This window comes from Pseudomonas sp. CH61 (genome assembly GCF_059429415.1).
This window is the reverse complement of sequence record NZ_CM182098.1, coordinates 3,159,434-3,184,308: the sequence shown is the minus strand read 5'-3', so window position 1 is coordinate 3,184,308 and position 24,875 is coordinate 3,159,434. Positions and strand designations below refer to the sequence as shown.

Annotated in this window: 23 protein-coding genes; 7 read left to right on the top strand and 16 right to left on the bottom strand. The window is 60.2% G+C overall.

Annotation, left to right across the window (positions count from 1 at the left end):
* Position 1: 1 nt before the first annotated feature.
* The 3 genes from AC5SEM_RS14135 to AC5SEM_RS14125 are packed head-to-tail and all read right to left on the bottom strand — an operon-like array spanning position 2 to position 3,569.
* Positions 2-1,273, bottom strand: coding sequence for a dihydrolipoamide acetyltransferase family protein (locus tag AC5SEM_RS14135; protein WP_495473371.1), 1,272 nt, complete (start codon positions 1,271-1,273; stop codon positions 2-4).
* Entirely contained in the window at positions 1,274-2,332 is a 1,059-nt protein-coding gene (locus tag AC5SEM_RS14130) for an alpha-ketoacid dehydrogenase subunit beta (protein ID WP_003224000.1), read from the bottom strand.
* A 1-nt stretch (position 2,333) separates the two neighbouring features.
* Positions 2,334-3,569, bottom strand: a complete 1,236-nt coding sequence (locus AC5SEM_RS14125; protein WP_495473370.1) for a 3-methyl-2-oxobutanoate dehydrogenase (2-methylpropanoyl-transferring) subunit alpha — start codon at positions 3,567-3,569, stop codon at positions 2,334-2,336.
* A 185-nt stretch (positions 3,570-3,754) separates the two neighbouring features.
* Here AC5SEM_RS14125 and bkdR point away from each other — a divergent pair, with 185 nt between their 5' ends.
* On the top strand, positions 3,755-4,243 hold the full coding sequence (bkdR, locus tag AC5SEM_RS14120) for a Bkd operon transcriptional regulator BkdR (protein WP_016985245.1): 489 nt from the start codon (positions 3,755-3,757) through the stop codon (positions 4,241-4,243).
* A 3-nt stretch (positions 4,244-4,246) separates the two neighbouring features.
* On the opposite strand, the gene AC5SEM_RS14115 is transcribed toward bkdR, so the two are convergent.
* Positions 4,247-5,104, bottom strand: coding sequence for a tyrosinase family protein (locus tag AC5SEM_RS14115; protein ID WP_495473369.1), 858 nt, complete (start codon positions 5,102-5,104; stop codon positions 4,247-4,249).
* Between the two features lie 125 nt (positions 5,105-5,229).
* Positions 5,230-6,093, bottom strand: coding sequence for an MBL fold metallo-hydrolase (locus tag AC5SEM_RS14110; RefSeq protein WP_495473368.1), 864 nt, complete (start codon positions 6,091-6,093; stop codon positions 5,230-5,232).
* Positions 6,094-6,184: 91 nt separating this feature from the next.
* On the opposite strand from AC5SEM_RS14110, the gene AC5SEM_RS14105 reads away from it, so the two are divergent.
* From AC5SEM_RS14105 to AC5SEM_RS14095, 3 genes are all read left to right on the top strand, one after another.
* On the top strand, positions 6,185-6,526 hold the full coding sequence (locus AC5SEM_RS14105; protein WP_007915092.1) for an ArsR/SmtB family transcription factor: 342 nt from the start codon (positions 6,185-6,187) through the stop codon (positions 6,524-6,526).
* A 168-nt stretch (positions 6,527-6,694) separates the two neighbouring features.
* A complete protein-coding gene (locus AC5SEM_RS14100) occupies positions 6,695-7,939 on the top strand; it encodes an NAD(P)/FAD-dependent oxidoreductase (protein ID WP_495473367.1) in 1,245 nt (414 codons plus the stop codon).
* 9 nt (positions 7,940-7,948) lie between these two features.
* Complete coding sequence (locus tag AC5SEM_RS14095) at positions 7,949-8,749, top strand: sulfite exporter TauE/SafE family protein (RefSeq protein ID WP_160040859.1); 801 nt, start codon at positions 7,949-7,951, stop codon at positions 8,747-8,749.
* A gap of 49 nt (positions 8,750-8,798) precedes the next feature.
* Here AC5SEM_RS14095 and AC5SEM_RS14090 read toward each other — a convergent pair whose 3' ends face one another.
* The 6 genes from AC5SEM_RS14090 to AC5SEM_RS14065 form a co-directional block, all read right to left on the bottom strand.
* Positions 8,799-10,079, bottom strand: coding sequence for a TRAP transporter large permease (locus AC5SEM_RS14090; protein ID WP_127928758.1), 1,281 nt, complete (start codon positions 10,077-10,079; stop codon positions 8,799-8,801).
* Entirely contained in the window at positions 10,079-10,606 is a 528-nt protein-coding gene (locus tag AC5SEM_RS14085; RefSeq protein WP_122608250.1) for a TRAP transporter small permease, read from the bottom strand. Before AC5SEM_RS14085 ends, AC5SEM_RS14090 begins: the two co-directional genes overlap by 1 nt.
* Positions 10,607-10,682: 76 nt before the next feature.
* The gene (locus AC5SEM_RS14080; RefSeq protein ID WP_223027700.1) at positions 10,683-11,654 is read right to left on the bottom strand and encodes a TRAP transporter substrate-binding protein; all 972 of its coding nucleotides are present in this window, start codon (positions 11,652-11,654) and stop codon (positions 10,683-10,685) included.
* Between the two features lie 64 nt (positions 11,655-11,718).
* On the bottom strand, positions 11,719-12,612 hold the full coding sequence (locus AC5SEM_RS14075; RefSeq protein ID WP_495473366.1) for an SMP-30/gluconolactonase/LRE family protein: 894 nt from the start codon (positions 12,610-12,612) through the stop codon (positions 11,719-11,721).
* A gap of 30 nt (positions 12,613-12,642) precedes the next feature.
* The gene (locus AC5SEM_RS14070) at positions 12,643-13,467 is read right to left on the bottom strand and encodes an NAD-dependent epimerase/dehydratase family protein (protein ID WP_495473365.1); all 825 of its coding nucleotides are present in this window, start codon (positions 13,465-13,467) and stop codon (positions 12,643-12,645) included.
* 282 nt (positions 13,468-13,749) lie between these two features.
* Positions 13,750-15,045, bottom strand: coding sequence for an OprD family porin (locus tag AC5SEM_RS14065; protein WP_495473364.1), 1,296 nt, complete (start codon positions 15,043-15,045; stop codon positions 13,750-13,752).
* 308 nt (positions 15,046-15,353) lie between these two features.
* On the opposite strand from AC5SEM_RS14065, the gene AC5SEM_RS14060 reads away from it, so the two are divergent.
* The gene (locus AC5SEM_RS14060; RefSeq protein WP_495473363.1) at positions 15,354-17,009 is read left to right on the top strand and encodes an MFS transporter; all 1,656 of its coding nucleotides are present in this window, start codon (positions 15,354-15,356) and stop codon (positions 17,007-17,009) included.
* Entirely contained in the window at positions 17,006-18,148 is a 1,143-nt protein-coding gene (locus tag AC5SEM_RS14055) for an HlyD family secretion protein (RefSeq protein ID WP_495473362.1), read from the top strand. Before AC5SEM_RS14060 ends, AC5SEM_RS14055 begins: the two co-directional genes overlap by 4 nt.
* Positions 18,149-18,262: 114 nt before the next feature.
* On the opposite strand, the gene copD is transcribed toward AC5SEM_RS14055, so the two are convergent.
* Together copD and copC are read right to left on the bottom strand one after the other, a co-directional pair.
* Positions 18,263-19,120, bottom strand: coding sequence for a copper homeostasis membrane protein CopD (gene copD, locus AC5SEM_RS14050; protein WP_495473361.1), 858 nt, complete (start codon positions 19,118-19,120; stop codon positions 18,263-18,265).
* Between the two features lie 3 nt (positions 19,121-19,123).
* Positions 19,124-19,486: a copper homeostasis periplasmic binding protein CopC gene (gene copC / locus AC5SEM_RS14045; RefSeq protein WP_495473360.1), complete on the bottom strand. Its 363-nt coding sequence runs from the start codon at positions 19,484-19,486 to the stop codon at positions 19,124-19,126.
* A 139-nt stretch (positions 19,487-19,625) separates the two neighbouring features.
* Here copC and AC5SEM_RS14040 point away from each other — a divergent pair, with 139 nt between their 5' ends.
* Positions 19,626-20,246 (top strand): TetR/AcrR family transcriptional regulator, encoded by a 621-nt coding sequence (locus AC5SEM_RS14040; RefSeq protein WP_495473359.1) that lies wholly within the window; start codon positions 19,626-19,628, stop codon positions 20,244-20,246.
* 307 nt (positions 20,247-20,553) lie between these two features.
* On the opposite strand, the gene preA is transcribed toward AC5SEM_RS14040, so the two are convergent.
* The 3 genes from preA to hydA all read right to left on the bottom strand — a co-directional run bounded on the left by preA (position 20,554) and on the right by hydA (position 24,792).
* Entirely contained in the window at positions 20,554-21,828 is a 1,275-nt protein-coding gene (preA, locus tag AC5SEM_RS14035) for an NAD-dependent dihydropyrimidine dehydrogenase subunit PreA (protein WP_495473358.1), read from the bottom strand.
* Complete coding sequence (locus AC5SEM_RS14030) at positions 21,829-23,196, bottom strand: NAD(P)-dependent oxidoreductase (protein WP_495473357.1); 1,368 nt, start codon at positions 23,194-23,196, stop codon at positions 21,829-21,831.
* 156 nt (positions 23,197-23,352) lie between these two features.
* A complete protein-coding gene (gene hydA, locus AC5SEM_RS14025; protein WP_460410832.1) occupies positions 23,353-24,792 on the bottom strand; it encodes a dihydropyrimidinase in 1,440 nt (479 codons plus the stop codon).
* Positions 24,793-24,875: the final 83 nt, after the last annotated feature.

The following is a 24,875-nucleotide window of genomic DNA, read 5'->3' as shown; positions in this document are numbered from 1 at the left end:
CTTACTCCACAAACAAAGTGGCAGGTTGTTCGATCAGGCCACGAATGGCCTGGATGAAGAGCGCCGCGTCCATGCCGTCGACCACGCGGTGATCGAAGGAGCTGGAGAGGTTCATCATCTTGCGGATCACCACCTGGCCTTTGACGACCATTGGCCGTTCGACGATTTTGTTGACGCCGACGATCGCCACTTCCGGCAAGTTCAACACTGGCGTGCTGACAATACCGCCCAATGCACCGAGGCTGGTCAGGGTGATGGTCGAGCCGGACAGCTCATCGCGGCTGGCCTTGCCATTCCGTGCGGCGTTGGCCAAACGCGAGATTTCTGTGGCGCTGTCCCACAGGCTGCGGGCTTCGGCATGACGCACCACCGGCACCATCAGGCCAACATCGCTTTGCGTGGCGACGCCGACATGTACAGCGCCGAGGCGAGTGATGACCTGGGCTTCGTCATCGTAACGCGCGTTCATCTGCGGGAAGTCGCGCAGGGCGACGACCAGCGCGCGGACAAGGAACGGCAGCAAGGTCAACTTGCCACGACTGGCGCCATGTTTTTCATTGAGATGCGCACGCAGTTCTTCAATCGCGGTAACGTCGATTTCTTCGACATAACTGAAGTGTGCGGCACGCTGAGTGGCGTCCTGCATGCGCTGGGCGATCTTGCGGCGCATGCCGATCACTTGAATCTGTTCTTCTTCGTTACGCTGGGCGTAAGCGGCGGCGACTGGTGCCGAAGCGTTCGACTGACCTTGCGCCAGATAGGCTTCAAGGTCTTCGTGCAGCACACGACCGGCCGGGCCGGAACCGCGCACCAGACGTAATTGAATCCCCAGATCCAGTGCATGTTTGCGCACGGCCGGCGAGGCGAGCGGGCGTTCGTCTGCTTCGCGCGCAACCATCGGGCCTTGGCAAACCGCAGCAGGGCGCGGGACGGCTGGAGCAGGTTTGCTCTCGACAACCGCTTCAACTTTCGCTACGACCGGCGCCTCTTTAACGGGCGCGGGTGCGGCGGACTCTTTCAAGTTACCGGCACCTTCAACCTCGATGCTGATCAGCACACTGCCAACCGCCATCACTTCACCCGGCTGACCGCCGAGGGCAATCACCTTGCCATGCACTGGCGAGGGAATATCGACCATCGCCTTGTCGGTCATCACGTCCGCCAGCACCTGATCTTCAACGACCAGATCGCCAACCTTGACGTGCCACTGCGACAGTTCTACTTCTGCGATGCCTTCGCCGATGTCCGGCATCTTGATAACGTGCGTGCCCATTCAGACCTCCATGACCCGTTTCAACGCCGCGCCCACTCGGGACGGCCCTGGGAAATACGCCCACTCCTGCGCGTGCGGGTAGGGGGTGTCCCAACCGGTGACGCGTTCGATCGGCGCTTCCAGGTGATGGAAGCAATGCTCTTGCACCAGCGACACCAGTTCGGCGCCGAAACCGCAGGTGCGGGTGGCCTCGTGAACCACCACGCAACGGCCGGTTTTCTTCACCGATTTGACGATGGTTTCCAGGTCCAGCGGCCACAGGCTGCGCAGGTCGATGACTTCGGCATCCACGCCGGATTCTTCGGCAGCGACTTGCGACACGTAAACGGTGGTGCCGTAAGTCAGCACGGTCACGTCCTTGCCCGGACGGGTGATCGCGGCGACGTCCAGCGGCACGGTGTAGTAGCCGTCCGGAACCTGCGCTTGCGGGTGTTTCGACCATGGCGTTACCGGGCGGTCGTGGTGGCCGTCGAACGGGCCGTTGTACAGGCGTTTCGGCTCAAGAAAGATCACCGGGTCATCGTTTTCGATGGAGGCGATCAGCAGGCCTTTGGCGTCATACGGGTTGGACGGCATCACGGTGCGCAAGCCGCAGACCTGAGTGAACATCGCCTCGATACTCTGGCTGTGGGTCTGACCGCCATAGATGCCGCCGCCACAAGGCATGCGCAGAGTCATTGGCGCGGTGAACTCGCCGGCCGAGCGATAACGCAGGCGTGCCGCTTCGGAAATGATCTGGTCGGAGGCGGGGTAGACGTAGTCGGCGAACTGAATCTCGGCGACCGGACGCAAACCGTAGGCGCCCATGCCGACGGCCACACCGACGATGCCGCTCTCGGAGATCGGTGCGTCGAATACCCGCGAGGTGCCGTACTTGGTTTGCAGGCCTTCGGTGCAACGGAACACGCCGCCGAAGTAGCCGACGTCCTGACCGAACACCACCACATTGTCGTCACGCTCAAGCATCACATCCATGGCCGAGCGCAGGGCCTGGATCATGGTCATGGTGGTCGTGGTCATGGCGGTTTCCAACTGAATATTGTTGTTGTGATCGTTCATGTCAGATCCCCAACTGCTGACGCTGGCGCTTCAAGTGCTCCGGCATCTCTTTGTAGACGTCTTCGAACATGGTTGCGGCGCTAGGAATCTGACCGCCGGCGAGGGTGCCGTACTGTTCGGCCTGTTTTTGTGCGGCAATCACTTCGGCTTCGAGCTCGGCGCTGACAGCGGCGTGCTCTTCGTCCGACCAGTGGCCGACCTTGATCAAGTGCTGCTTGAGGCGGGCGATCGGGTCGCCGAGCGGGAAGTGGCTCCAGTCATCGGCCGGGCGATATTTTGACGGATCGTCGGAGGTCGAGTGCGGGCCGGCGCGGTAGGTGACCCATTCGATCATGGTCGGGCCGAGGTTGCGGCGGGCGCGTTCGGCGGCCCAGGCAGATGCCGCATACACAGCGTAGAAGTCGTTGCCATCAACGCGCAGCGAGGCGATGCCGCAACCGACGCCGCGTCCGGCGAAGGTGGTGGCTTCACCACCGGCGATGGCCTGGAAGGTCGAAATCGCCCATTGGTTATTCACCACGTTGAGGATCACTGGCGCACGATAAACGTGGGCGAAGGTGAGGGCGGTGTGGAAGTCTGATTCGGCGGTGGCGCCGTCACCGATCCACGCCGAGGCGATTTTGGTGTCGCCCTTGATCGCCGAGGCCATGCCCCAGCCGACCGCCTGAATGAACTGGGTGGCGAGGTTGCCGGAGATGGTGAAGAAACCCGCTTCCTTGACCGAGTACATGATCGGCAACTGCCGGCCCTTGAGCGGATCGCGCTCGTTGGACAGCAGTTGGCAGATCAGGTCGACCAGTGGCACTTCGCGCGCCATCAGAATGCTTTGCTGGCGGTATGTCGGAAAGCACATGTCGTCGATGTTCAAGGCCAGCGCCTGAGCACTGCCGATGGCTTCTTCGCCGAGGCTCTGCATATAGAACGACATTTTTTTCTGACGCTGGGCGACCACCATGCGGTTGTCGTAGATGCGCGTCTTGAGCATGGCGCGCATGCCTTTACGCAGGATCCCGACCGGCACGTTCTCAGCCCATGGGCCGAGGGCGTTGCCCTGATCGTCGAGCACACGAATCAGCCCACGCGCCAGGTCGGCGGTGTCGGCAGGTTCTACATCGACGGGAGGTTTGCGCACCGTACCGGCATCGGTCAGATGCAGGTAGGAAAAATCGGTTTTGCAGCCTGGACGGCCCGAGGGTTCAGGGACGTGCAGACGCAGCGGTTCATACGCTTGGGTCATGGCTTCTACGCTCGATCTTGTGAATTTCTTGTAGTGAGCTGGCAGTCATTCTTCGGTAGAAGAAATCTTGTCCTACAACAATCATAGGCCCGGGCAAGAAGAATATTTATCTCTGTTTCGTTGCGCTGGAGGCGATTTGCAGATAGAAATTCTGCATAAACATAAAAAATAGGTGGTTTTGTCTCATGCGCAAACTGGACCGTACCGACATCGGCATTCTCAACAGCCTTCAGGAGAATGCGCGCATCACCAACGCCGACCTTGCACGCTCGGTAAACCTGTCGCCGACGCCGTGCTTCAACCGGGTCAAGGCGATGGAAGAATTAGGCCTGATTCGCGAGCAGGTCACACTGCTGGATGCCGACCTGCTGGGGCTGCACGTGAACGTGTTCATCCACGTCAGCCTGGAAAAGCAGGTCGAGGAAGCGCTGCAGCATTTCGAGGAAGCCATTTCCGATCGCCCGGAGGTGATGGAGTGCTACCTCATGGCCGGAGACCCGGATTACCTCATCCGGGTCCTGGTGCCGACCATTCAGTCGCTCGAGCGCTTCATGATGGACTTCCTGACCAAAGTGCCGGGTGTGGCGAACATCCGGTCAAGCTTTGCACTCAAGCAGGTGCGCTACAAGACCGCGCTGCCGTTACCCGCTAACGGTTTGACGCTGGGCAGTTGAGGGTCAGATGTAGTCATAGCGGTAATCGAGCTCTGCGGTGAAGAGGGCTTGCTGGACGGTAAAGGTTTGCGGCCAGGGCGCCAGTTCATTGGCCGGGTGGAAAATCAGCACGGTTTCTTCCATGTCCGCCGAGCCGGCCTCATTGGTTAAGCCAGGAGTGCCAGAATGCTGATGTTTCCAGCGCTCCCACAACAAGTCGAGGTAGCAGTGGTGCAGGAAGAAGATCGGGTCATTGGGTGAGGAGGCTTGCGCCATGCTGCCGCCTATCCAGGCATGTACCGGATTGTGCAGTTCGGTTTCCGAGGTGTTTTCCCAGCCGCTTGCTTCCATCCAGTATGGCGTCCTGTTGAGCTTCGATATGACGGTCTCTGCGGTGGGCAGTGCGCCGTTTGTCCCGAGATCTCGACGAATCCCGGTGTTGCCGATGCCCTCGTCCCAGACTCTCACTTCGAACCGCGATTGCTCTCTGGAAAACGGCCCACCGGTGACGCGCTGGTCTTGCAGGTTGTCACCGTTGGGGCCCATGAAGTCCGAGGTGAAGGGGTTGTCGGCGCCAGTCAGTTGCCAGTTCCAGTAAGGCAGGGTGATGGTCCTGTCATTGGCGGCGGATTGCAGGGCCAGTTCGAACTGGCGGATCAGAATCCGGTGCCACGGATAGAACAGCGGGCTTCGATGTGGGTTGGGCGTCAGCGGATTGCCCCGGCCCATCGAATTTTTGTGGATCTGGACAAAATCATCGTAGCGGCTTTGCTCTCCCGGGCGCAGTACGCTGTCGACATTGTTCTTCAATCTCAGGATGGCATCGATGAATGCGGATTTCTGTTGCGCGGTCATGTCACGGTGATTACGACGAATATCCATATTGCGAAAACTCCATTGAATGTTTGCCCAATGGAGTCTGCTCGCTTACAGGATTTTCACCAGTTCATCACCCTCGACAGCGTTCGTAGGAAAAATAATCCGGCGACGCCCCGAGCGGTTTTTTCCTATAGGGAATTGAGCGGAATCTTCAGGTAAACCACACCGTTTTCCTCCGCCGGTGGCAAGTTCCCCGCCCGCACATTCACCTGAATCGCCGGCAGCAGCAGCGTCGGCATACCCAGCCCGGCGTCACGTTTTGTGCGCATCTCGACGAACGCTGCCTCATCAATCCCGTCATGCACATGGATATTGCTTTTGCGCTGCTCGCCGACGGTGGTCTGGAACTGCGACTCGCGGCCCTCGGGCGGGTAATCGTGGCAAACGTAGAGTTTCACGCTGGCGGGGAAGGCCAACAGTTTGTGGATCGAGGCAAACAGCTGATGGGCGTTACCGCCGGGGAAATCGCAGCGCGCGGTGCCGACATCCGGCATGAACAGCGTATCGCCCACCATGATCTGCTCGCCATCGATCAGATAAGCCATGTCCGCCGGCGTATGCCCGGGCACATGCAGGGCCGTGGCCTTGAGGTTACCGATGCGGAACGATTCGTTCGGCGCAAACAGGTGATCGAACTGCGAGCCATCGACGCGGAACTCCGGCTCGAGATTGAACAGCGCCTTGAACACGTTCTGCACTTTGCTGATCGATTCACCGATGGCGATTTTCCCGCCCAGCTCCCGGCGCAGATACGGCGCGGCGGACAGGTGATCGGCATGGGCGTGGGTTTCCAGCAACCACTGCACTTGCAGGTTGTGGGCGCGAACGAAGGCGATGATCTTGTCGGCCTGCGCGGTGCAGGTGCGCCCGGCGGCGCCGTCGTAATCAAGCACCGGATCGACGATCGCGCATTGCCCGCCATCGGTTTCATAGACCACATAGCTGTAGGTCGAAGAGGCGGGGTCGAGGAACGATTCAATCTGCGCGGGCATGGACACCAACCTGAACAAGGAAAATGGGTTGCAACACTTTATCTAAAAACATAATGTTCGCAGCTTAAGTGACCTTGAAGGCATCGTGCAAATGCAATCCAGTCTGACCGAATGTGAAGTCGCCCAACTGCGCGCCTCGGCCTCCAAGGCCTGTGCGCTGCTCAAGGCCATGGCCAATGAGGATCGCCTGCTGATCCTCTGTCAATTGACTCAGGGTGAGCGCAACGTCGGCGAACTGGAAAAGATGACCGGCGTACGCCAGCCGACGCTGTCCCAGCAACTGGGCATCCTGCGTGATGAAGGGCTGGTCGCGACCCGTCGTGAAGGCAAGTACATTTTTTATGGGCTCGCCAGTCCGGAAGTGATTCAGGTGATGAAGACCCTCTCCGGATTGTATTGCGGGGCCGTGCTGAAAAGTCTGGGCCATCAATAAATGCCAGCCATGACACGGTTCAATGTGGGAGCGAGCCTGCTCGCGAAAGCGCTAGGTCAGGCAATAATTGCATCGACTGACACGCCGCCTTCGCGAGCAGGCTCGCTCCCACATTGAGATTGATGTGTTGGCTAGAACAATCCTTGCGTGCAGCAAAAGGAACAAGCAATGAACGATCAACACTGGGGCCCATCCATCAGTGCAGACATCGTGGTCATTGGCGGCGGTACGGCCGGTATCGGCTTTGTCGCCAGCCTGCTCAAGCGTGACCCGAGCCTTAACATCACGGTCATCGAACCCAGCGCCCAGCATTACTACCAACCGGCGTGGACGCTGGTCGGCGGTGGTGCCTACGACGTCAAAGACACCGCCCGGCCGATGAACAAGGTCATGCCAAAGCAAGCAAACTGGCTGCAAGCGGCGGTCACTGCAATCGACCCGGACAAACGCCAACTCACCCTCAACGATCAACGCACGGTCAGCTATCAAAACCTGATTGTCTGCCCCGGCTTGCGTCTGGCCTGGGAAAAAATCGAAGGCTTGCAGGACAGCCTCGGCCAGCACGGTGTCACTTCCAACTACAGCTATCAGCACGCGCAATACACTTGGGATCAGGTGCAGAAACTGCGCGGCGGCAAGGCGCTGTTCACCCAGCCGGCGATGCCGATCAAATGTGCCGGCGCACCACAAAAGGCGCTGTATCTGTCTTGCGATCACTGGCTCAAAAACGGGTCGCTGAACAACATCCATGTCGAATTCAATCTGGCCGGCGCCGCGCTGTTCGGCGTGGCGACGTTTGTGCCGCCGTTGATGAAATACATCGAAAAATACAACGCACAACTGGCGTTCAACTCGAACCTGATAAAGGTCGACGGCCCGGCGAAAACCGCGTGGTTCGAGATCAAGGACGCTGACGGCAATGTCACCCGCGAGGCGAAAAGCTTCGATCTGCTCCACGTCGTGCCGCCGCAGGTTTCGCCGGATTTCATCGCGCAAAGCGCATTGGCCGATGCGGCCGGCTGGTGCGAAGTCAATCCGCACAGCCTGCAACATCCGCGCTATCCCGAGGTGTTTGCACTCGGTGATATCTGCGGCACCAGCAACGCGAAAACCGCCGCAGCGGTGCGCAAGCAAGTCGTGGTGGTGGCGGAAAACCTGCTGGCCGCGCGCAAGCAACAACCACTGCCGCTGAAGTACGACGGCTACGGTTCCTGTCCGCTGACGGTGGAGAAGGGCAAGGTGATTCTCGCCGAGTTCGGTTATGCCGGTAAGTTGCTGCCGACCTTTCCTCTGGACCCGACTGTGGCGCGGCGTTCGGCGTGGTTTCTCAAGGCCTCGCTGCTGCCATGGTTCTACTGGAACGGCATGCTCAAGGGCCGTGAGTGGCTGACTGGTCTGTCCAAGGTTGACTGAGAAAACCCTATGTTGCTGGCAAGTCTGTTTGGCGTGGTGATGGGGTTGGTCCTCGGCTTGACCGGGGCCGGCGGCGGCATTCTTGCGGTGCCGGCGCTGGTGCTCGGGTTGGGCTGGACGATGACCCAGGCAGCGCCGGTGGCGTTGTTTGCGGTCGGCAGTGCGGCGGCGGTCGGCGCTATCGACGGTTTGCGTCATGGTCTGGTGCGCTATCGCGCGGCGTTGTTGATTGCCGCGTTGGGCGCGGTGTTTTCGCCGTTGGGCATTTACTTCGCGCATCAGTTGTCGGAGAAAATCCTGATGGTCCTGTTCAGTCTGCTGATGGTCATGGTGGCCTGGCGCATGCTGCGCCGCGAGCGCCAGCAGGAGGGGCCGAGTGATCATGGTCACGCCAGTTGGGGCCAGAAGAATTGCATGCTCAATGAAGACACCGGGCGCTTCGACTGGACCGCCAAATGCACCGCTACATTGGCGGCGCTGGGCGCAATTACCGGCGTGGTGTCCGGTTTGCTCGGCGTCGGTGGCGGCTTTTTGATCGTGCCGGCGTTCAAGCAACTGACCGACGTGCAGATGCGCGGGATTGTCGCCACGTCGCTGATGGTGATCAGTCTGATTTCGGCAATCGGGGTGATCGGCTCGTTTCACGCCGGTGTGCGGATAGACGGGCAGGGCGCAGCGTTCATCGTCGCCAGCATTGTCGGCATGATCATCGGCCGCAAGCTCTGCGCGCGGGTGCCGGCGCGGGCGTTGCAGGTGGGGTTTGCCAGTGTCTGTCTGGTAGTGGCGGGGTATATGTTGTTGCGGGCGTGAGGTTCAAAAGAAATCGCAGCCCATCAAGGGCTGCGATCTTTTTATCGGCTTACAACACCAGATGCGGCAACCACAGCGACAGTGCCGGCACGTAAGTCACCAACATCAACACCAGGAACAGCACGGCATAGAACGGCAGCAGCGCCTTCACGGTGCTCTCGATACTGACCTTGCCCACCGCCGAACCGACAAACAGCACCGCACCCACCGGCGGCGTTATCAATCCGATCCCCAGGTTGACCAGCATGATCATGCCGAACTGCACCGGGTCGACGCCGATGCCGAGAATCACCGGCATCAGGATCGGCGTCAGGATCAGGATCAGCGGCGCCATGTCCATCACCGTGCCGAGCAACAGCAGCATGACGTTGATGCACATCAGGATCACGTAGCGGTTGTCCGACAGGGTCAGAAACGCCGTGGTGATCTTCGCCGGAATTTGCATCAGGGTCATGATGTAACCGAAGCTCGCCGCGAAACCGATCAGGATCATCACGATCGAAATCGTCCGCACCGTGCGGTGCATCAGTTTCGGCAGTTCGCTCCACTTGTAGTCGCGGTAGATGAACATGGTCACGAAGAATGACCAGAGCACGGCAATCGCCGCCGACTCTGTCGCGGTGAAGATCCCCGAGAGGATGCCGCCGAGGATGATCACCATCGCCATCAGGCCCCAGAGGGCTTCGCCGACGATTTTCAACGCCTGGCGCATCGGGATCACTTCACCCTTGGGGTAATCGCGTTTTCTCGCGAAAATCAGACACAGCACCATCAGGCAGGCGCTCATCAGCAAGCCCGGCACGATGCCCGCCATGAACAGCGAGGCAATCGAAACCGTGCCACCGGCGGCCAGGGAGTAAAGCACCGAGTTATGGCTCGGTGGGGTCAGCAGGGCTTGCACCGAACCGCTGACCGTCACGGCGGTGGAGAAGTCCCGTGGATAGCCCTTGCGTTCCATTTCCGGAATCAGCACCGAACCCACCGACGCGGTGTCGGCCACCGACGAGCCGGAGATCGCGCCGAAAAAGGTCGAGGCGACAATGTTGACCAGTGACAGGCCACCGCGGACAAACCCCACCAGCACCCCGGCACACGCCACCAAGCGACGGGACATGCCGCCCTCGGCCATGATCGCACCGGCCAGCACGAAGAACGGAATGGCCAGCAGCGAGAATTTGTTCACCCCCGAAGCGACCTGAATCATCACCGCCTGGAACGGAATGTCGATCCACCATGCACCGATCAGCGCGGCGGCGCCCAACGCGTAGGCGACCGGCATGCCGATCAGGATCAAAGCGATAAAACTGCCCAGCAGTATCAGAGCGTCCATTAAGCGGCACCTTCACTTTCTTCAACCAGGTCGAACTGCACGACGCGTCGTTTGCTCTGGTCACCGAGCAAGAGTTTTTCCAGCACGAAAATCAGCGTCAGCAAGCCGCCCACGGGAATGGGCAAGTAGGTCACGCCAACCCGCAGATCGGGCAGGGCGGCCATGAACTGGTTCCAGGTGGACATGCACAGCTTGGCGCCCCAGATCGTCATGAAGATGCAGATCGCCGCCATGAGCAGCTGGGAAAAAATCGCCGCCGCGGTTCTCAGCTGCGGCGGCATCCGGTCGGTGAGCATGGCCACGGCCATGTGCGCGCCGGCGCGGTAACTGGCGGCGGCGCCGATGAAGGTAAACACCATCATCAGCAGGATCGCCGTGGGCTCGGGCCAGCTCGAACCGGTGCCCAGCACGTAGCGGGCGAACACGCCCCAGGGAATCATCAGGGAAATCGCCAGGACGGAAAGGCCGGCGACCCAGATGCACGTCATGTAGATCTTGTCGTTGATACGCAGCAGTAGATTCTTCATCGGGTTCCACCGTAACCGGGCGCGCCGCAGTCATCGGGCGCACCGGGCCTTGTTCATGAGGACGGAGCGGGAGGCGTTACTGAACGGCTTCGATTTTCTTGATCAGGTCGGCATACTTCGCGCCGTACTTTTCCCGCACCGGTGCGGTGGCGTCGTAGAAGGGTTTCTTGTCCACCTCGATGAACTCGACGCCGGCGGCCTTGAGTTTTTCTTCACTGGCAGCGGACTTCTTGTCCCACAGCACGCGCTCTTCGGCCTGGGCAGCCTTGGCGGCTGTCTTGACCAGCGCTTGTTGATCCGGGGTCAGTTTTTCCCAGGTGATTTTCGACATCACGATCGGCTCTGGCAGGATCAGGTGACCGGTGAGGCTGTAGAACTTGGCGTTCTGGAAGTGGTTGTGTTCGAGCAGGGTCGGCGGGTTGTTTTCCGCGCCGTCGATCACGCCGGTCTGCAGGGCGCTGAAGATCTCGCCGGTGTCCATGGCGATACCGTTGCCGCCCATGGCGTTCATCATGTCGATGAACATCGGGTTGCCTTGCACGCGGATTTTCATGCCCTTGAGGTCTTCGAGCTTGCGCACCGGTTTCTTGGTGTAGACGTTGCGCGTGCCGCCGTCCATCCAGGCCAGGGCCACCAGGCCGAATTCGGAATTGGTGATCTTGTCGAGGATCTCGTCGCCCACTGCGCCGTCGATGACGTTACGCATGTGTTGATGGTCGCGGAAGATGAACGGCATGTTGAACACGTTCACGTCCGGAACCACGGGGCCGACGATACCCAGGCTGACGCGAGACAGCTGTACGGCGCCGACTTGCATCTGCTCGATGACTTCCTTTTCGGAGCCCAGCACACCACCGGGGAAGTATTGGAAGGTCAGTTCGCCGTTGGTCTCCTTGGTCAGGGTTTTGCCCATGTTTTCTTCGGCCACCACGGTTGGGTAACCGGCGGGGTGAATGTCCGCGAATTTGAGTTGCAGTGCCTGAGCGGCGCCAGTGAAGGTAAACATCAGCGGGAGTGCAGCGGCCAGCAAGGTGCGTTTGAAGTTCATGGGGGTGAGTCTCCAGTCTTGTTATTGTTGTGTTCAAGGCGCAGCGGTGCAGCAGAGGCGGGTGTTACAGCAAATCGTCGAACAGCGGTTCCGGCAGGCCTTTGACGTTGGGATTCAGGGCGAACACGCCGCCGGCCAGGGATTGCGGATCGTGGTCGTCGCCGGGACGAATCGAGGTCACGAACAAGGTGTCCATCCGGCTGCCGCCGAAGGCACACATGGTCGGTTTTTTCACCGGCACGGCCAGTGAGAAGTCGAGTCGGCCGTCCGGCGCAAAGCGGTGAATCAGGCCGGCGTCGTTGGCGCAGATCCAGTAGAAACCTTCGGCGTCCACGGCGGCGCCATCGGGGCGGCCGGGGAAGTGGTTCATGTCGACGAAGACGCGGCGGTTCGATGGTGTGCCGGTATCGGTGTCGTAATCGAACGCCCAGATCAGTTGCACGTCGGGGTGCGAATCGGACAGATACATCGTCTTGCCGTCGGGGCTGAAGCCGAGACCGTTGGGCACAATGAAGCCGTCGAGTTGCGCTTCAATCACGCCAGACTGCCCGGCGCCGTAGCGGTAGAGCCGGCCTTCGGGCGCATTCAGGCCCATGTTCAACACCATGCTGCCGGCCCAGAAGCGGCCCTGACGGTCGCAGCGACCATCGTTGAGACGCATGTCTTTGCGGCCGTGCTCGACGCTGGCAAGTCGTTCGCTGTCGAGGCTGCCGTCGTTGTGCGGGTGCAGATGAAAGAAGCCGCTCTCCATCCCGGAGACCCAACCGCCACGGCTGTGGCGGGCGATGCAGGCGAGCATTTCCGGGGTTTTCCAGGCGTGCACATGGCCGGTGTCAGCGCTCCAGCGTTGCAGGCCGCCGTTGGCAATGTCTACCCAGTACAGCGCGTTTTCCTCTGCCACCCAGACCGGGCTTTCGCCCACGGCGTTGCGGGCATCGACGATCAATTCGGCTTGCATACTCAATCCTTTGTGTCGTTGTCAGAGTGATCAGTCGCCGAACGGTCCGGCCGCGACGAATGCGCCGCCCTGATAGATCCGCGCCGGGTCATCGGCGGCCGGCATCGGCTGCGCCTCGACTTTTTCGCGGAACACTTCGGAGCTGTCCTTCGCCTCGAAGCCGAGGTGGTTGGCGAATTTGTTGTCCCACCAGACGTCCTTGTTGGCGGACATGCCATACACCACCGTGTGGCCGACATTCGGCGTGTACAGCGCGCGTTCGAGCAATTGCGTGAGGTCGTCGAAGCTCAGCCAGGTGTGCATCATTCGGCGGTTTTGCGGCTCGGGGAACGAGGAGCCGATGCGGATGCTGACGGTCTCGATGCCGTAGCGATCGAAGTAGAAACTGGCCATGTCTTCGCCGTAGGACTTCGACAATCCGTAATAGCCATCGGGGCGCCGCGCGGAGCTGGCGTCGAGCGGTTCGTCCTGTTTGTAGAAGCCGATGACGTGGTTGGAACTGGCGAAGATCACCCGCTTCACGCCATGCCGACGCGCGGCTTCGTAGATGTGAAACACGCCACAGATGTTGGCACCGAGGATTTCTTCGAACGGCCGCTCCACGGAGACGCCGCCGAAATGCAGGATCGCGTCGACGCCTTCGACCATTTGATGCACGGCGTGTTTGTCGGCGAGATCGCAGACCACGATTTCTTCACGATCATCGACGGCCGGGGCGAGGGCAGCGATGTCCGACAGGCGCAGGACATTGGCATAAGGGCGCATCCGTTCGCGCAGGACTTTGCCCAGGCCACCGGCGGCGCCGGTCAGCAGCAGACGGTTGAACGGGGCGCGGGGAGTGGAGGTAGATGTCATGGCAATCCCTTACACGATTGTTATTAGGTTTGTTGTAGGTTGTCGTATGACTGCGCTGAAGTATCGGTAGGGTTTCCGGAACTTGTCAACGCGACTTTTGGTGTAGATGACGGAAGGCCTGGTTCTCTTTTCGATCACCACCGTTCCGTATTTGCAACGCAATCCCATGTGGGAGCGAGCCTGCTCGCGAAAGCGGTATGTCATTTAGAATTGATGTCGACTGACACGCCGCCTTCGCGAGCAGGCTCGCTCCCACAGGGAAATCCGGTGTGGCGACTGGCTTTACAACAACGAAATCGGATAACTGATAAAGATCCGGTTTTCATCAAATTCGTTGGTGCTGAAGTCCCGGCGTATCGTCGCGTTGCGCCATTTCACGTTGAGATTTTTCAGCGGACCGCTCTGCACGGTGTAGGCCAGTTCCGACTCGCGGCCCCATTCCTTGCCGTCATTGGTGGTGGCGGTGTGCACGTTATCGCCGCTGATATAGCGGTTCATCAGGGTCAGGCCGGGAACGCCGAGGGCGACGAAGTTGTAGTCGTGGCGCAACTGCCAGGAGCGCTCTTTGGCGTTGTCATAACTGGCGTTGTAACTGTCGTTGGCCAGCGTGCCGCCGCTGGTGCCGTTGACCCGCATCCACGCGTCGTCGCCGCTGAGTTTTTGCAGGCCGACATAGAACGTGTTGCCACCGTATTTGGCCGAAAGCAGGGCGAACGCAGTCTTGTTGTCGAGGTCGCCGGCCTGGGCGCTGCCGTCTTCCTTGCCGGTGAAAAAGCCGAGGTTGGCGCCGAGCGTCCAGTCGCCCAGCGGCTGGCTGTGGCTGAGGTTGAAATACTGCTGCTGGTAGATGTCGCTGAGTTCGGCGTACCACACGCCGACCAGCGTGCGTTTGTCGTTGAAGGTGTATTCGCCGCCGCCGAAGTTGAAGCGATCGGACGTGAACGCGCCACGGCCGTTCATTGACATGTCTTCCATGCTCGCATCGTTGCGCGGGCTGTTGCCACGGAACTGGCCGCCGTAGACGCTCAGGCCATTGATCTCGGTAGAGGTGATCTGGCCGCCGCGAAAGGTCTGCGGCAGCGAGCGGCCATCGTCGGAACGCAGGATCGGCAGCACCGGCATCCATTCGCCGACCTTCAATTCGGTCTTCGAGACTTTGGCCTTCAGGGCCACACCGAGCCGTCCGAAGTTGTCGGCCGGACGCCCGTCATCGTGGATCGGCAACAGTTGCGTGCCGCCGGTGCCTTTGCCACCATCGAGTTTTTGCGAATACATCCCCAGCAGATCAAGGCCGAAACCGACGGTGCCCTGAGTGAAGCCGGATTTGGCGTCGAGGATGAAGTTCTGCGTCCACTCCTCAGCCTTGCCCTGCGGGTTGGCCGGGTTGACGAAGTTGCGGTTGAAGTAGGCGTTGCGCAGGTTCAGCGTGGCTTTGCTGTCGTCGAGAAAACCTTCGGCTTCGGCGCTCATCGGCATGGCGAGGGCGAGGCTGCTGCAGCCGATCAGACTTAAAGCGGTACGCGGGCGGGTGACGGAAAGACGGGAAGGGCGGACGGAACTGCAGACGAGTGTGCTCACTGTGACGCTCCCTGTTTCGTTTGTTGTTTTTATTATTTGTTATACGTCGTCGTACAACATGGGTGCGGATATTTCCTAGGTTTTACGGGAATGTCAACAGCAAGTTATGCGATGACTTCGGTCATCACACAGAACCCTTGTAGGAGTGAGCCTGCTCGCGATAGCGGTGTATCAGTCGACATTTCCATCATTGATACAACGCGATCGCGAGCAGGCTCACTCCTACAAGGGATATGTGTTGTCCATGGGATGTGTGTTGCCGGTGAATTTGCGGCAAACTTCACCCACCTTCTGCACAAGGCTTTTCCATGGATCAATACGCCCCGCGCAACTGGCAGCCCCACGAAAAGCCCAGTCTGCCCGGTTCCCCCTCGACGCCGTTGCACTCAAACCCCAAGCGCCTGGCCTATGCGCTGGTCGGCGTGCTGGTGGCGGTGACCGGTGGCTTGGGCAACTCGCTGGTGGTGGCCAACCTGCCTTATCTGCAAGGCGCACTCGGCGCGACCACGGCGGAAATGGCCTGGTTACCGGCGGCGTATGTGATGACCAACGTGTCGATGAACCTGCTGCTGGTGAAGTTTCGCCAGCAGTTCGGTTTGCGCGCGTTCACCGAAGTGTTTCTGGTGCTGTACGCGCTGGTGACCTTCGGCCATCTGTTCGTCAATGATCTCAATTCGGCGGTGGCGGTGCGGGCGGCGCACGGCATGGTCGGCGCGGCACTGAGTTCGCTGGGCCTGTATTACATGGTTCAGGCGTTCCCGGCGAAGTGGCGGCTGAAGGCGCTGGTGCTCGGCCTCGGCACTTCCCAACTGGCGCTGCCATTGGCGCGATTATTTTCCGAAGATTTGCTGCAGATCGCCGAATGGCGCGGCTTGTACCTGTTCGAATTGGGCATGGCGTTGCTGTCGCTCGGCTGCGTGTTGCTGCTCAAGTTACCGCCCGGCGATCGCTTCAAAACCTTCGAAAAACTCGACTTCCTCACCTTTGCCATTCTCGCCACTGGTGTGGCGTTGCTGTGTGCGGTGTTGTCGCTGGGGCGGATCGATTGGTGGCTGGAGGCCGACTGGATCGGCTATGCGTTGGCTGCTTCGATTGCCTTGATCATCGCCGGCCTGGCTATCGAACATAACCGCAGCAACCCGCTGCTGATGACCCGCTGGCTGGGCAGCGGGACGATGATCCGCCTGGCGCTGGCGGTGACCCTGATTCGCATGGTCACCTCGGAGCAGTCCACCGGTGCGGTCGGTTTCATGCAGAACCTGAACATGGGCTATGAGCAGTTGCACAGCCTGTACGTGGTGATGCTGATCGGCAGTGTCGCGGGGTTGCTGACCAGCGCACTGACCATCGACCCCAAACACCTGCTGATGCCGTTGATCATCTCGCTGGGTCTGATGGCCACCGGGTCGGTGATGGACAGCTTTTCCAACAACCTGACCCGTCCGGAAAACCTCTACTTCAGTCAGTTTCTGCTGGCGTTCGGCAGCACGTTTTTCCTCGGCCCGACCATGGTTTTCGGCACCCGTAACGTGCTGACCAATCCGCGCAATCTGGTGAGCTTTTCGGTGCTGTTCGGGATCTGCAATAACCTCGGCGGCCTGCTCGGTGCGGCGCTTCTGGGTACTTTTCAGATCGTCCGGGAAAAATTTCATTCCAGTCAAATCGTTGAGCACCTGACGCTGTCTGATCCCTTGGTGGCGGCACGCGTGCAGAGCGGCGGCTCGGCATACGGTTCGCTGTTGGCCGACCCGAGTCTGCGCAACCTTGCGGGGATTCGCAGCCTGGCCAACGCCGCCACGCGGGAGGCCAACGTGCTGGCCTATAACGATGTGTTCATGCTGATCGCCGTGATTGCGGTGCTGACCATGATCTGGCTGTCCATTCGTGCGCTGTGGCTGATGAGCACCACCAAAGCCGTCGCCTCAGCGCCATCCACACCTTCCAGCGGTGCCACTTCTTCATGACCGAACCGACCACCACGACCACCAATGCCATTGCCGCCACGCCCGAAGGTGTCGCGCCGCCGTCCTCGCCGAATACCGAGCCACGCTCGCTGCGGGTGCGGATTATTTCCTCACTGGGCTTTGCGGCGATTGCCATCGTCGGTGTGTTGATCGTGCTGTATGCCTGGCAATTGCCACCGTTCAGCAGTGCGGTCGAAACCACCGAAAACGCCCTGATTCGTGGGCAAGTGACGATCATCGGCCCGCAGCTTGCCGGTTATGTCTATGAAGTGCCGGTACAGGATTTCCAGTACGTGAAGGCCGGGGATTTGCTGGTGCGCCTCGACGACCGCATCTATCAGCAACGCCTCGATCAGTCACTGGCACAACTGGCGGTGCAGAAGGCTGCATTGGCTAATGTGGTGCAGCAACGCAACAGCGCCGAGGCGACGATCAAATTGCGTCAGGCGGTGCAGGCCGACAGCGAAGCGCAGTTGCGCAAGAGCGAGGCGGATCTGCGCCGTAATCAGGAATTGGTGCGCGACGGTTCGGTGTCCAAGCGTGAGATGGATGTAGCACTGGCGGCGAATGCGCAAAGTGTTGCGGGGGTGGCGCAGGCCAAGGCCAATCTGGAAATCGCCCGTCAGGATCTGCAAACGGTGATCGTCAATCGCGGCTCGCTGGAAGCCGCAGTGGCCAGCGCCGAAGCAGCGGTGCAACTGGCGCGGATCGATCTGTCGAACACACGTATTGTTGCGCCGCGTGATGGGCAGCTCGGGCAAATCGGTGTGCGCCTCGGCGCCTACGTCAATTCCGGGGCGCAGTTGATGGCGCTGGTGCCGAACCAGAAATGGGTAATCGCCAACATGAAGGAAACCCAGATGGACAACGTCCGCGTCGGGCAGCCGGTGCGCTTCACCGTCGATGCGCTGAACCACCGCAAATTCACCGGGCATGTGCAGCATATTTCGCCGGGGACGGGGTCTGAATTTGCCCTGTTGCAGGCGGATAACGCCACCGGCAACTTTGTGAAAATTGCTCAGCGGGTGCCGGTGCGAATCACCATTGATGCGGATCAGCAGGAAGAGGAACGGTTACGGCCGGGGATGTCAGTTGTCGTCAGCATCGACACCGCAGCGGGCGACACCCAACCCCACTGATCAATGCATAACCCTGTGGGAGCGAGCCTGCTCGCGAAAGCGTCGTATCAGTAACATTTCTTTATCTGACACACCGCTTTCGCGAGCAGGCTCGCTCCCACATTTGAACTGTGTTTATCCAGCGATCATTGGCGGCAGGGTGCCGAGTAGCGAGACAGCCGCCACCGCGCCAATGCCGAGTAACCACTCCAGCATCACACTGCGCTTGAGCGCGCCCATCCGCTGTTCGCAATCCTCAACCCGCAGGCGGTTGAACAGCGCCAGCCCAAGCATCCCCAGCACGATCATCGTCTTGACTAGCAGAATCAACGCAAACCCGCTGAACAACGGCGTCGGCCACCACTGGCCGGTCAGCACGCGCACATTGATCAAACCGGTGATCAGCAGCCCGGCGACCAGCGCATAACCAATCCCGCTGAAGCGCCGCAAAACTTCACGCATCGGCTCCGTCGGCTGACGCAGAATCATCACCAGCAACCACAACCCGCCCAGCCACGCCGCCACGCAGGTCAGATGCACGATCTGGTTGAGAATCAGCAATTGCCCACTCAGCCCGTCGAGCATCGCACCATGCCCGACCGGTGCCAGAGTCGCCAGCAGCAACGCGCTCAAGCCCAGTCGCAACGGCATTCTTGAACGCCAAGGTGTGAACAGCAACGCCAACAGCACAGCATTGATCAGCAGATGCCAACGCCACACCTGACCAAAAAACGTATGGCCCAGCACCAGCGCAACCGTGTCCGCATCAAACGCCGCCGCTGCCGAGCCGGCCATGCTCGCGGTGATCAAAAGTGCCCAGACAATCCCGCTGACCAGCGCCACAGCGGTCAGCCAACGCGCCAGTCGCGCCAGGTGCCGATCCACTTGCGGCGCTTCATCCTTGAGCAGCAACGGCCTGAACAGCCAGGCCCCGAACAGCATCAACACCACGATGAAATGCACAAAGCGGCACAGCACCAGCGCTTCACTCATGAATTACTGGCCCACCTTGAACTGATAAGCGCCTTCGCTTTTGTGTGTGTCGACCGACACCGCGTGCCATTCGACTTTGTACTCGCCAGCGGTCAGCGGAGCAGCCGGGGTGACGATCAGGGTTTTCTTGTCGTTTTCAGTGGTCAGCGCTTTGACGACGACCGCTGCGCCATCCTTGGTCACGGTGACTTTGGTGAAACTGGCTTCGACGCCTTCGGAAAAGGTCAGGCGCAAATCGGCCGGGGCGGCGACGGTGCTGTCGGCGGCCGGGGTCTGGCTTTTCAGGTGGGCGTGGGCGAATACGGAAGATGCGGCGAACAGCGAAGCGAGCAGGGCAGTGGTGGTCAGGACGTTCTTGAACAGCATCGCGGATACCTCTGAGGCAGGATCGAAGAAGCGTCAGTTTAGCCATCCGCTGACGCCAGTACGAAGTTTTGTTTGCAGCGGTCGCCCCCGGAGCAGAGCGGATGCTAGTCTTGGGCAACGCTGTTGTCAGGGAGCCCTCATGGGCAATCACAAGATCGAGATTCGTCGCAATAACGTCGAGAAAATTCTCCTGGCGGCGGAAAAAGTCTTCGCCGAAAAAGGCTTCGGCGGCACCGCCATGGCCGACATCGCCGCTGAAGTGCAATTGCCGCGCTCCAATCTGCATTACTACTTCTCAACCAAGAGCGAGCTGTACAGCGCGGTGCTGTTCGACCTGCTGGAAGTGTGGAAACAGGACGCGCTGTGCTTCGAGATGTTCGACGATCCGCGCGTGGTGCTCAGCAGCTACATCCGCGCCAAGATGAATCACTCGCGCAGTCGGCCGTATGGTTCGAAAGTCTGGGCCAATGAAATCATCCACGGCGCGCCAACCTTGGGCGAGGCGCTGGATGTCAGCCTGTATGACTGGGCGAAGATGAAGGAAGCGAAGATTCGCCAGTGGGTCGAGGACAAGCGGATTCTGCCGGTGGAACCGTCGAGTCTGCTGTACATGATCTGGGCGTCGACGCAGCACTATGCTGACTTTGATCATCAGGTGAATATTCTGAATGAACATCAGCCGTTGACGGATATGCAGTTTGAGCGGGCGGTGCAGACGGTGACGAGTGTGATCTTGCGTGGGATCGGGCTGGAGCCCTGAAAGCAAAAGCTGACCCTCATCGGAACGCCGCCCGCCCATCCCTCTCCCGGAGGGAGAGGGGGCCGACCGAGGTGTCTTGTGAGGTACATCGACCTGAAAAATCCAGTCGATTATGGTTCAAAAAGCCGTCCGAGCCTGTGCCTGTTTCGATTAAGGATTCAAAGCAGTTCTTACCTGTGAACCCCTAGTCGATTATGGATTCACAACAGCGCTTTCAGGTCGGCGGAGTTTTGCAGCATCCCCCAATCAGTCCCCTCTCCCTTTGGGAGAGGGTTAGGGTGAGGGGGCTGTTGGATCAGTCGGCGATCTAGACCGCAACGTGATACGGATTCCGCGGATCATGATTCCAATCCAGAAACGGCTTGCCAGTCTCCATCGGCACCATCTCGATACAGTCCGCCACCGGACAAGTGATCTGACACAAGTTACAACCCACACACTCCTCATCAATCACTTCATATTTATGCGTGCCGTCCGCCTGCTTCAGACTGCCGATCGCCTGGTGTGACGTGTCCTCACAAGCAATGTGGCAACGCCCGCAACCAATGCACGCGTCCTGATCAATCTTCGCGATCACCTGATAGTTGATATCGAGGTACTTCCAGTCCGTGGTATTGCCCACCGCACGCCCGGAAAACTCGGCGATGCTGGCGTAACCCTGACTGTCCATCCACCGCGACAAACCGTCCTTCATCTCCTCGACAATACGGAAGCCATGCAGCATCGCCGCCGTGCACACTTGCACTGCGCCGCTGCCCAACGCCATGAATTCCGCCGCATCGCGCCAACTGCCGATGCCGCCAATCCCGCAGATCGGCAGGCCCTGCGTCTCTGGATCGCGGGCAATTTCGGCGACCATGTTCAGCGCAATCGGCTTCACCGCCGAGCCGCAATAACCGCCATGGGTGCTTTTGCTGCCGACGGTGGGCAGGGCGACCATGTGCTCCAGATCGACGCTGGTGATCGAGTTGATCGTATTGATCAGCGACACCGCATCGGCGCCACCGCGATGGGCCGCGCGGGCGGCGACGCGGATGTCGGTGATGTTCGGCGTCAGCTTGACGATCACCGGCAGCGAGCAATAGGTCTTGCACCAGCGCGTGACTTGTTCGACGTACTCCGGCACCTGACCGACCGCCGCACCCATACCGCGTTCAGGCATGCCGTGCGGGCAGCCGAAGTTCAGCTCGATGCCGTCAGCACCGGTGGCTTCCACCAGCGGCAGGATGTGTTTCCACGACTCCTCGACGCACGGCACCATCAGCGAAACGATCAGCGCGCGGTCCGGCCAATCCTTTTTCACCTGAGTGATTTCGCGCAGGTTGATTTCCAGCGAACGGTCGGTGATCAGCTCGATATTGTTGATGCCCAGCACTTCACGGTTGTTGCCGTAATGCGCCGAGTAACGCGACGACACGTTGACCGCCGCCGGGTCCTCTCCGAGGGTTTTCCACACCACGCCGCCCCAGCCGGCCTCGAAAGCGCGGACAACGTTGTAGGCCTTGTCAGTCGGCGGCGCAGAGGCCAGCCAGAACGGATTCGGCGCTTTGATGCCAGCGAAGACAATCGACAGATCGGCCATTTACGCAGCCTCCACGTTAAGCATCAGTTGAACATTGATCGCCTCGGCGGCGCGTTTGCCGTGCTGCACGGCTTGCACGGTGAGGTCCTGATCGAGGCTGGTGCAGTCGCCGCCGGCATACACGCCGGGGATGCTGGTTCGCAGGTTTTCATCGACGTAGATGCGTTCGCCCTGACGCTTTAGTTCACGGGCCAGCGGGTCGGCGAGGGCGCTGCCATCAAAGGCTTGGCCGATGGCTTTGAAGATTGCGTCGGCGGCCAGTTCGAAGGTTTCGCCGGTGGTTTGCAGGCGACCGTCGACCAGATCGGTGCGGGCGAAACGCATGCCGCGCACCTGGCCGTGAGCGTCGAGCAGCACCTCTTCCGGTTGTGCCCAGGTCAGCAGGCGTACCTGATTGGCTTTGGCGATGTCCTGTTCATGACCGGTGGCGCCCATATCCGCCGCGCCACGGCGATACACCAGATTCACATCACGGGCGCCGAGGCGAGCCATTTGCACGGCCATGTCGATCGCGGTGTTGCCGGCGCCGAGGACGATGCAGCGCTCGGCCAGCGGCAGTTGCGTGAGGTCATCGGCCTGGCGCAGTTCGCGGATGTAATCGGTGGCGGCGAGCAGACCGGGTGCATCTTCGTGAGGTAAACCGAGTTGCTTGCTGGCATTCAGGCCAAGGCCCAGAAACACCGCGTCGAACTGTTGATGCAATTCGCTGAGCGTCAGATTCTCGCCGAGTTTTTGCCCATGACGGATTTCAATGCCACCGATCTGCAGGAGAAAATCCAGTTCCTTTTGCGCGTAGTCGTCGACCAGTTTGTACTTGGCGATCCCGTATTCATTGAGGCCGCCAGCCTTCTCCCGTGCTTCGAAAATCACCACGTCGTGACCGTGCATGGCGCTGCGGTGCGCACAGGACAAACCGGCCGGTCCGGCACCGACCACGGCGATGCGTTTGCCGGTGGCGGCGGCGCGCTGGAACGGGTGTTCGCTGAAGTGTGCGTTGTCGACGGCGTAGCGTTGCAGCAGGCCGATCAGCACCGGCGCGCATTCCTGAGCGTTGTTGCGCACGCAGGCTTGCTGGCAAAGGATTTCGGTTGGACAGACCCGCGCGCAACTGCCGCCGAGGATGTTCGCCGAAAGGATTTTCTGCGCCGCACCGGGGACGTTGTCCTGATGGATGTTGCGGATGAACGACGGGATATCGATCTCGCTCGGGCACGCATTCACGCACGGTGCGTCGTAGCAATACAGGCAGCGCGAGGCTTCCAGATGTGCCTGCCGATCGTTGAGCGGCGGCGCCAGATCGGTGAAATGCCCGGCGAGGGCGGCCGCGCTTTCGTGCGGGTGGGGGAGGTGGTTCAGGGTCTCGATCACGGTTTATGGCCTCACGGTTATTTGAGGTGCTGCCTCTGATGGGCATTGGTTTTTGTGTTGCCTGGACTGGCCTCTTCGCGAGCAGGCTCGCTCCCACAGGGGAATGCATTTTAAATGTGGGAGCGAGCCTGCTCGCGAAGGCCGAAGGCCTGGATTTCAGCGTTTCACAGCAGTCGGCTTGTGCCGCTCAGCCCGCTTGCTCAGCAAATCAAACACCGCCGGATACGCCGGCCGTTCGATATACCGCCCGGCGCCACGCTCGGCGCGCAAATCACCATCAGCCCAGACCACCCGGCCCTGGCTGACGGTATGGCTCGGCACGCCGCGCACGGTCTTGCCTTCGAAGATGTTGAAGTCCACCTGCTGATGGTGGGTCTTGGCGGAAATGGTGCGGGTGCCTTGCGGATCCCACAGCACCAGATCGGCATCGGCGCCGACGCGGATCGCGCCTTTGCGCGGATAGAGATTGAAGATCTTCGCGGTATTGGTGGAGGTGAGCGCGACGAAATCCTGCATCGACAAACGCCCGGAGTTAACCCCCTCATCCCAAAGCACTGCCATGCGATCTTCGATACCCGCGGTACCGTTGGGAATCTTGCTGAAGTCATCGCGCCCGGCGGCTTTTTGCTCGGCGCAGAAGCAGCAATGGTCGGTCGCGGTGGTGTGCAGATTACCGTTTTGCAGTCCGTGCCACAGCGCCTCCTGATGACCGCGCGGACGGAACGGCGGGCTCATCACATAACCGGCAGCGGTCTGCCAGTCCGGGTGCTGATAGACGCTGTCGTCGAGCAGCAAATGCCCGGCCAGCACTTCGCCGTACACCGGTTGGCCTTTGCTGCGCGCATAGGTGATTTCGTCGAGGGCTTCCTTGGTCGAGACGTGCACCAGGTACAGCGGCGTGCCAATGGTTTCGGCAATGCGAATCGCCCGGCTCGCGGCCTCACCTTCAACCTGCGACGGACGCGACAGCGGATGCGCCTCCGGCCCGGTGATGCCTTGGGCCATCAACTTGCGTTGCAGGTGATAAACCAGCTCGCCGTTTTCCGCGTGCACGGTCGGCACCGCGCCGAGTTCCAGGCAGCGTTCGAAACTCGCCACCAGCGTGTCGTCGGCGGCCATGATCGCGTTCTTGTAGGCCATGAAATGCTTGAAGCTGTTGATGCCGTGATGGCTGACCAGCTCGGCCATTTCCTCGCGCACCTGCTCGCTCCACCAGGTGATTGCGACATGGAAGCCATAATCCGACGCCGATTTTTCCGCCCAGCCGCGCCACTGATGAAAAGCTTCCATCAGAGATTGCTGCGGATTGGGAATCACGAAATCGATGATAGACGTGGTGCCACCGGCCAGACCGGCCGCCGTGCCGCTGTAGAAATCCTCACTGGCCACGGTGCCCATGAACGGCAGTTGCATGTGGGTGTGCGGATCGATGCCGCCGGGCATCAGGTATTGGCCGCTGCCGTCGAGGACTTCGGCGCCGGCGGGAACATCAAGGTTTTCACCGATGGCTTTGATCACGCCGTCGGCGCAATAGACGTCGGCGCGATAACTTTCATCATGGGTAACAACGGTGGCGCCACGGATCAACAGAGACATTCCGAGTTCCTCGCAGGCATTGACCGACTTGTGCCGGTTCTAGATGTTTTATTGATGTACAGCGTTGCAGGGTGTATTCCTGT

Bases quoted from the DNA above. Each gene is read 5' to 3' on its own strand.
- AC5SEM_RS14115 (WP_495473369.1), bottom strand. From the start codon at position 5,104: ATGGATATTCGTCGTAATCACCGTGACATGACCGCGCAACAGAAATCC.
- AC5SEM_RS14110 (WP_495473368.1), bottom strand. From the start codon at position 6,093: ATGCCCGCGCAGATTGAATCGTTCCTCGACCCCGCCTCTTCGACCTAC.
- AC5SEM_RS14100 (WP_495473367.1), top strand. From the start codon at position 6,695: ATGAACGATCAACACTGGGGCCCATCCATCAGTGCAGACATCGTGGTC.
- AC5SEM_RS14060 (WP_495473363.1), top strand. From the start codon at position 15,354: ATGGATCAATACGCCCCGCGCAACTGGCAGCCCCACGAAAAGCCCAGT.
- AC5SEM_RS14070 (WP_495473365.1), bottom strand. From the start codon at position 13,467: ATGACATCTACCTCCACTCCCCGCGCCCCGTTCAACCGTCTGCTGCTG.
- AC5SEM_RS14090 (WP_127928758.1), bottom strand. From the start codon at position 10,079: ATGGACGCTCTGATACTGCTGGGCAGTTTTATCGCTTTGATCCTGATC.
- preA (WP_495473358.1), bottom strand. From the start codon at position 21,828: ATGGCCGATCTGTCGATTGTCTTCGCTGGCATCAAAGCGCCGAATCCG.
- bkdR (WP_016985245.1), top strand. From the start codon at position 3,755: ATGCGCAAACTGGACCGTACCGACATCGGCATTCTCAACAGCCTTCAG.
- AC5SEM_RS14075 (WP_495473366.1), bottom strand. From the start codon at position 12,612: ATGCAAGCCGAATTGATCGTCGATGCCCGCAACGCCGTGGGCGAAAGC.
- AC5SEM_RS14095 (WP_160040859.1), top strand. From the start codon at position 7,949: ATGTTGCTGGCAAGTCTGTTTGGCGTGGTGATGGGGTTGGTCCTCGGC.
- AC5SEM_RS14055 (WP_495473362.1), top strand. From the start codon at position 17,006: ATGACCGAACCGACCACCACGACCACCAATGCCATTGCCGCCACGCCC.
- hydA (WP_460410832.1), bottom strand. From the start codon at position 24,792: ATGTCTCTGTTGATCCGTGGCGCCACCGTTGTTACCCATGATGAAAGT.
- AC5SEM_RS14040 (WP_495473359.1), top strand. From the start codon at position 19,626: ATGGGCAATCACAAGATCGAGATTCGTCGCAATAACGTCGAGAAAATT.
- copC (WP_495473360.1), bottom strand. From the start codon at position 19,486: ATGCTGTTCAAGAACGTCCTGACCACCACTGCCCTGCTCGCTTCGCTG.
- AC5SEM_RS14080 (WP_223027700.1), bottom strand. From the start codon at position 11,654: ATGAACTTCAAACGCACCTTGCTGGCCGCTGCACTCCCGCTGATGTTT.
- AC5SEM_RS14130 (WP_003224000.1), bottom strand. From the start codon at position 2,332: ATGAACGATCACAACAACAATATTCAGTTGGAAACCGCCATGACCACG.
- AC5SEM_RS14105 (WP_007915092.1), top strand. From the start codon at position 6,185: ATGCAATCCAGTCTGACCGAATGTGAAGTCGCCCAACTGCGCGCCTCG.
- AC5SEM_RS14135 (WP_495473371.1), bottom strand. From the start codon at position 1,273: ATGGGCACGCACGTTATCAAGATGCCGGACATCGGCGAAGGCATCGCA.
- AC5SEM_RS14085 (WP_122608250.1), bottom strand. From the start codon at position 10,606: ATGAAGAATCTACTGCTGCGTATCAACGACAAGATCTACATGACGTGC.
- copD (WP_495473361.1), bottom strand. From the start codon at position 19,120: ATGAGTGAAGCGCTGGTGCTGTGCCGCTTTGTGCATTTCATCGTGGTG.
- AC5SEM_RS14125 (WP_495473370.1), bottom strand. From the start codon at position 3,569: ATGACCCAAGCGTATGAACCGCTGCGTCTGCACGTCCCTGAACCCTCG.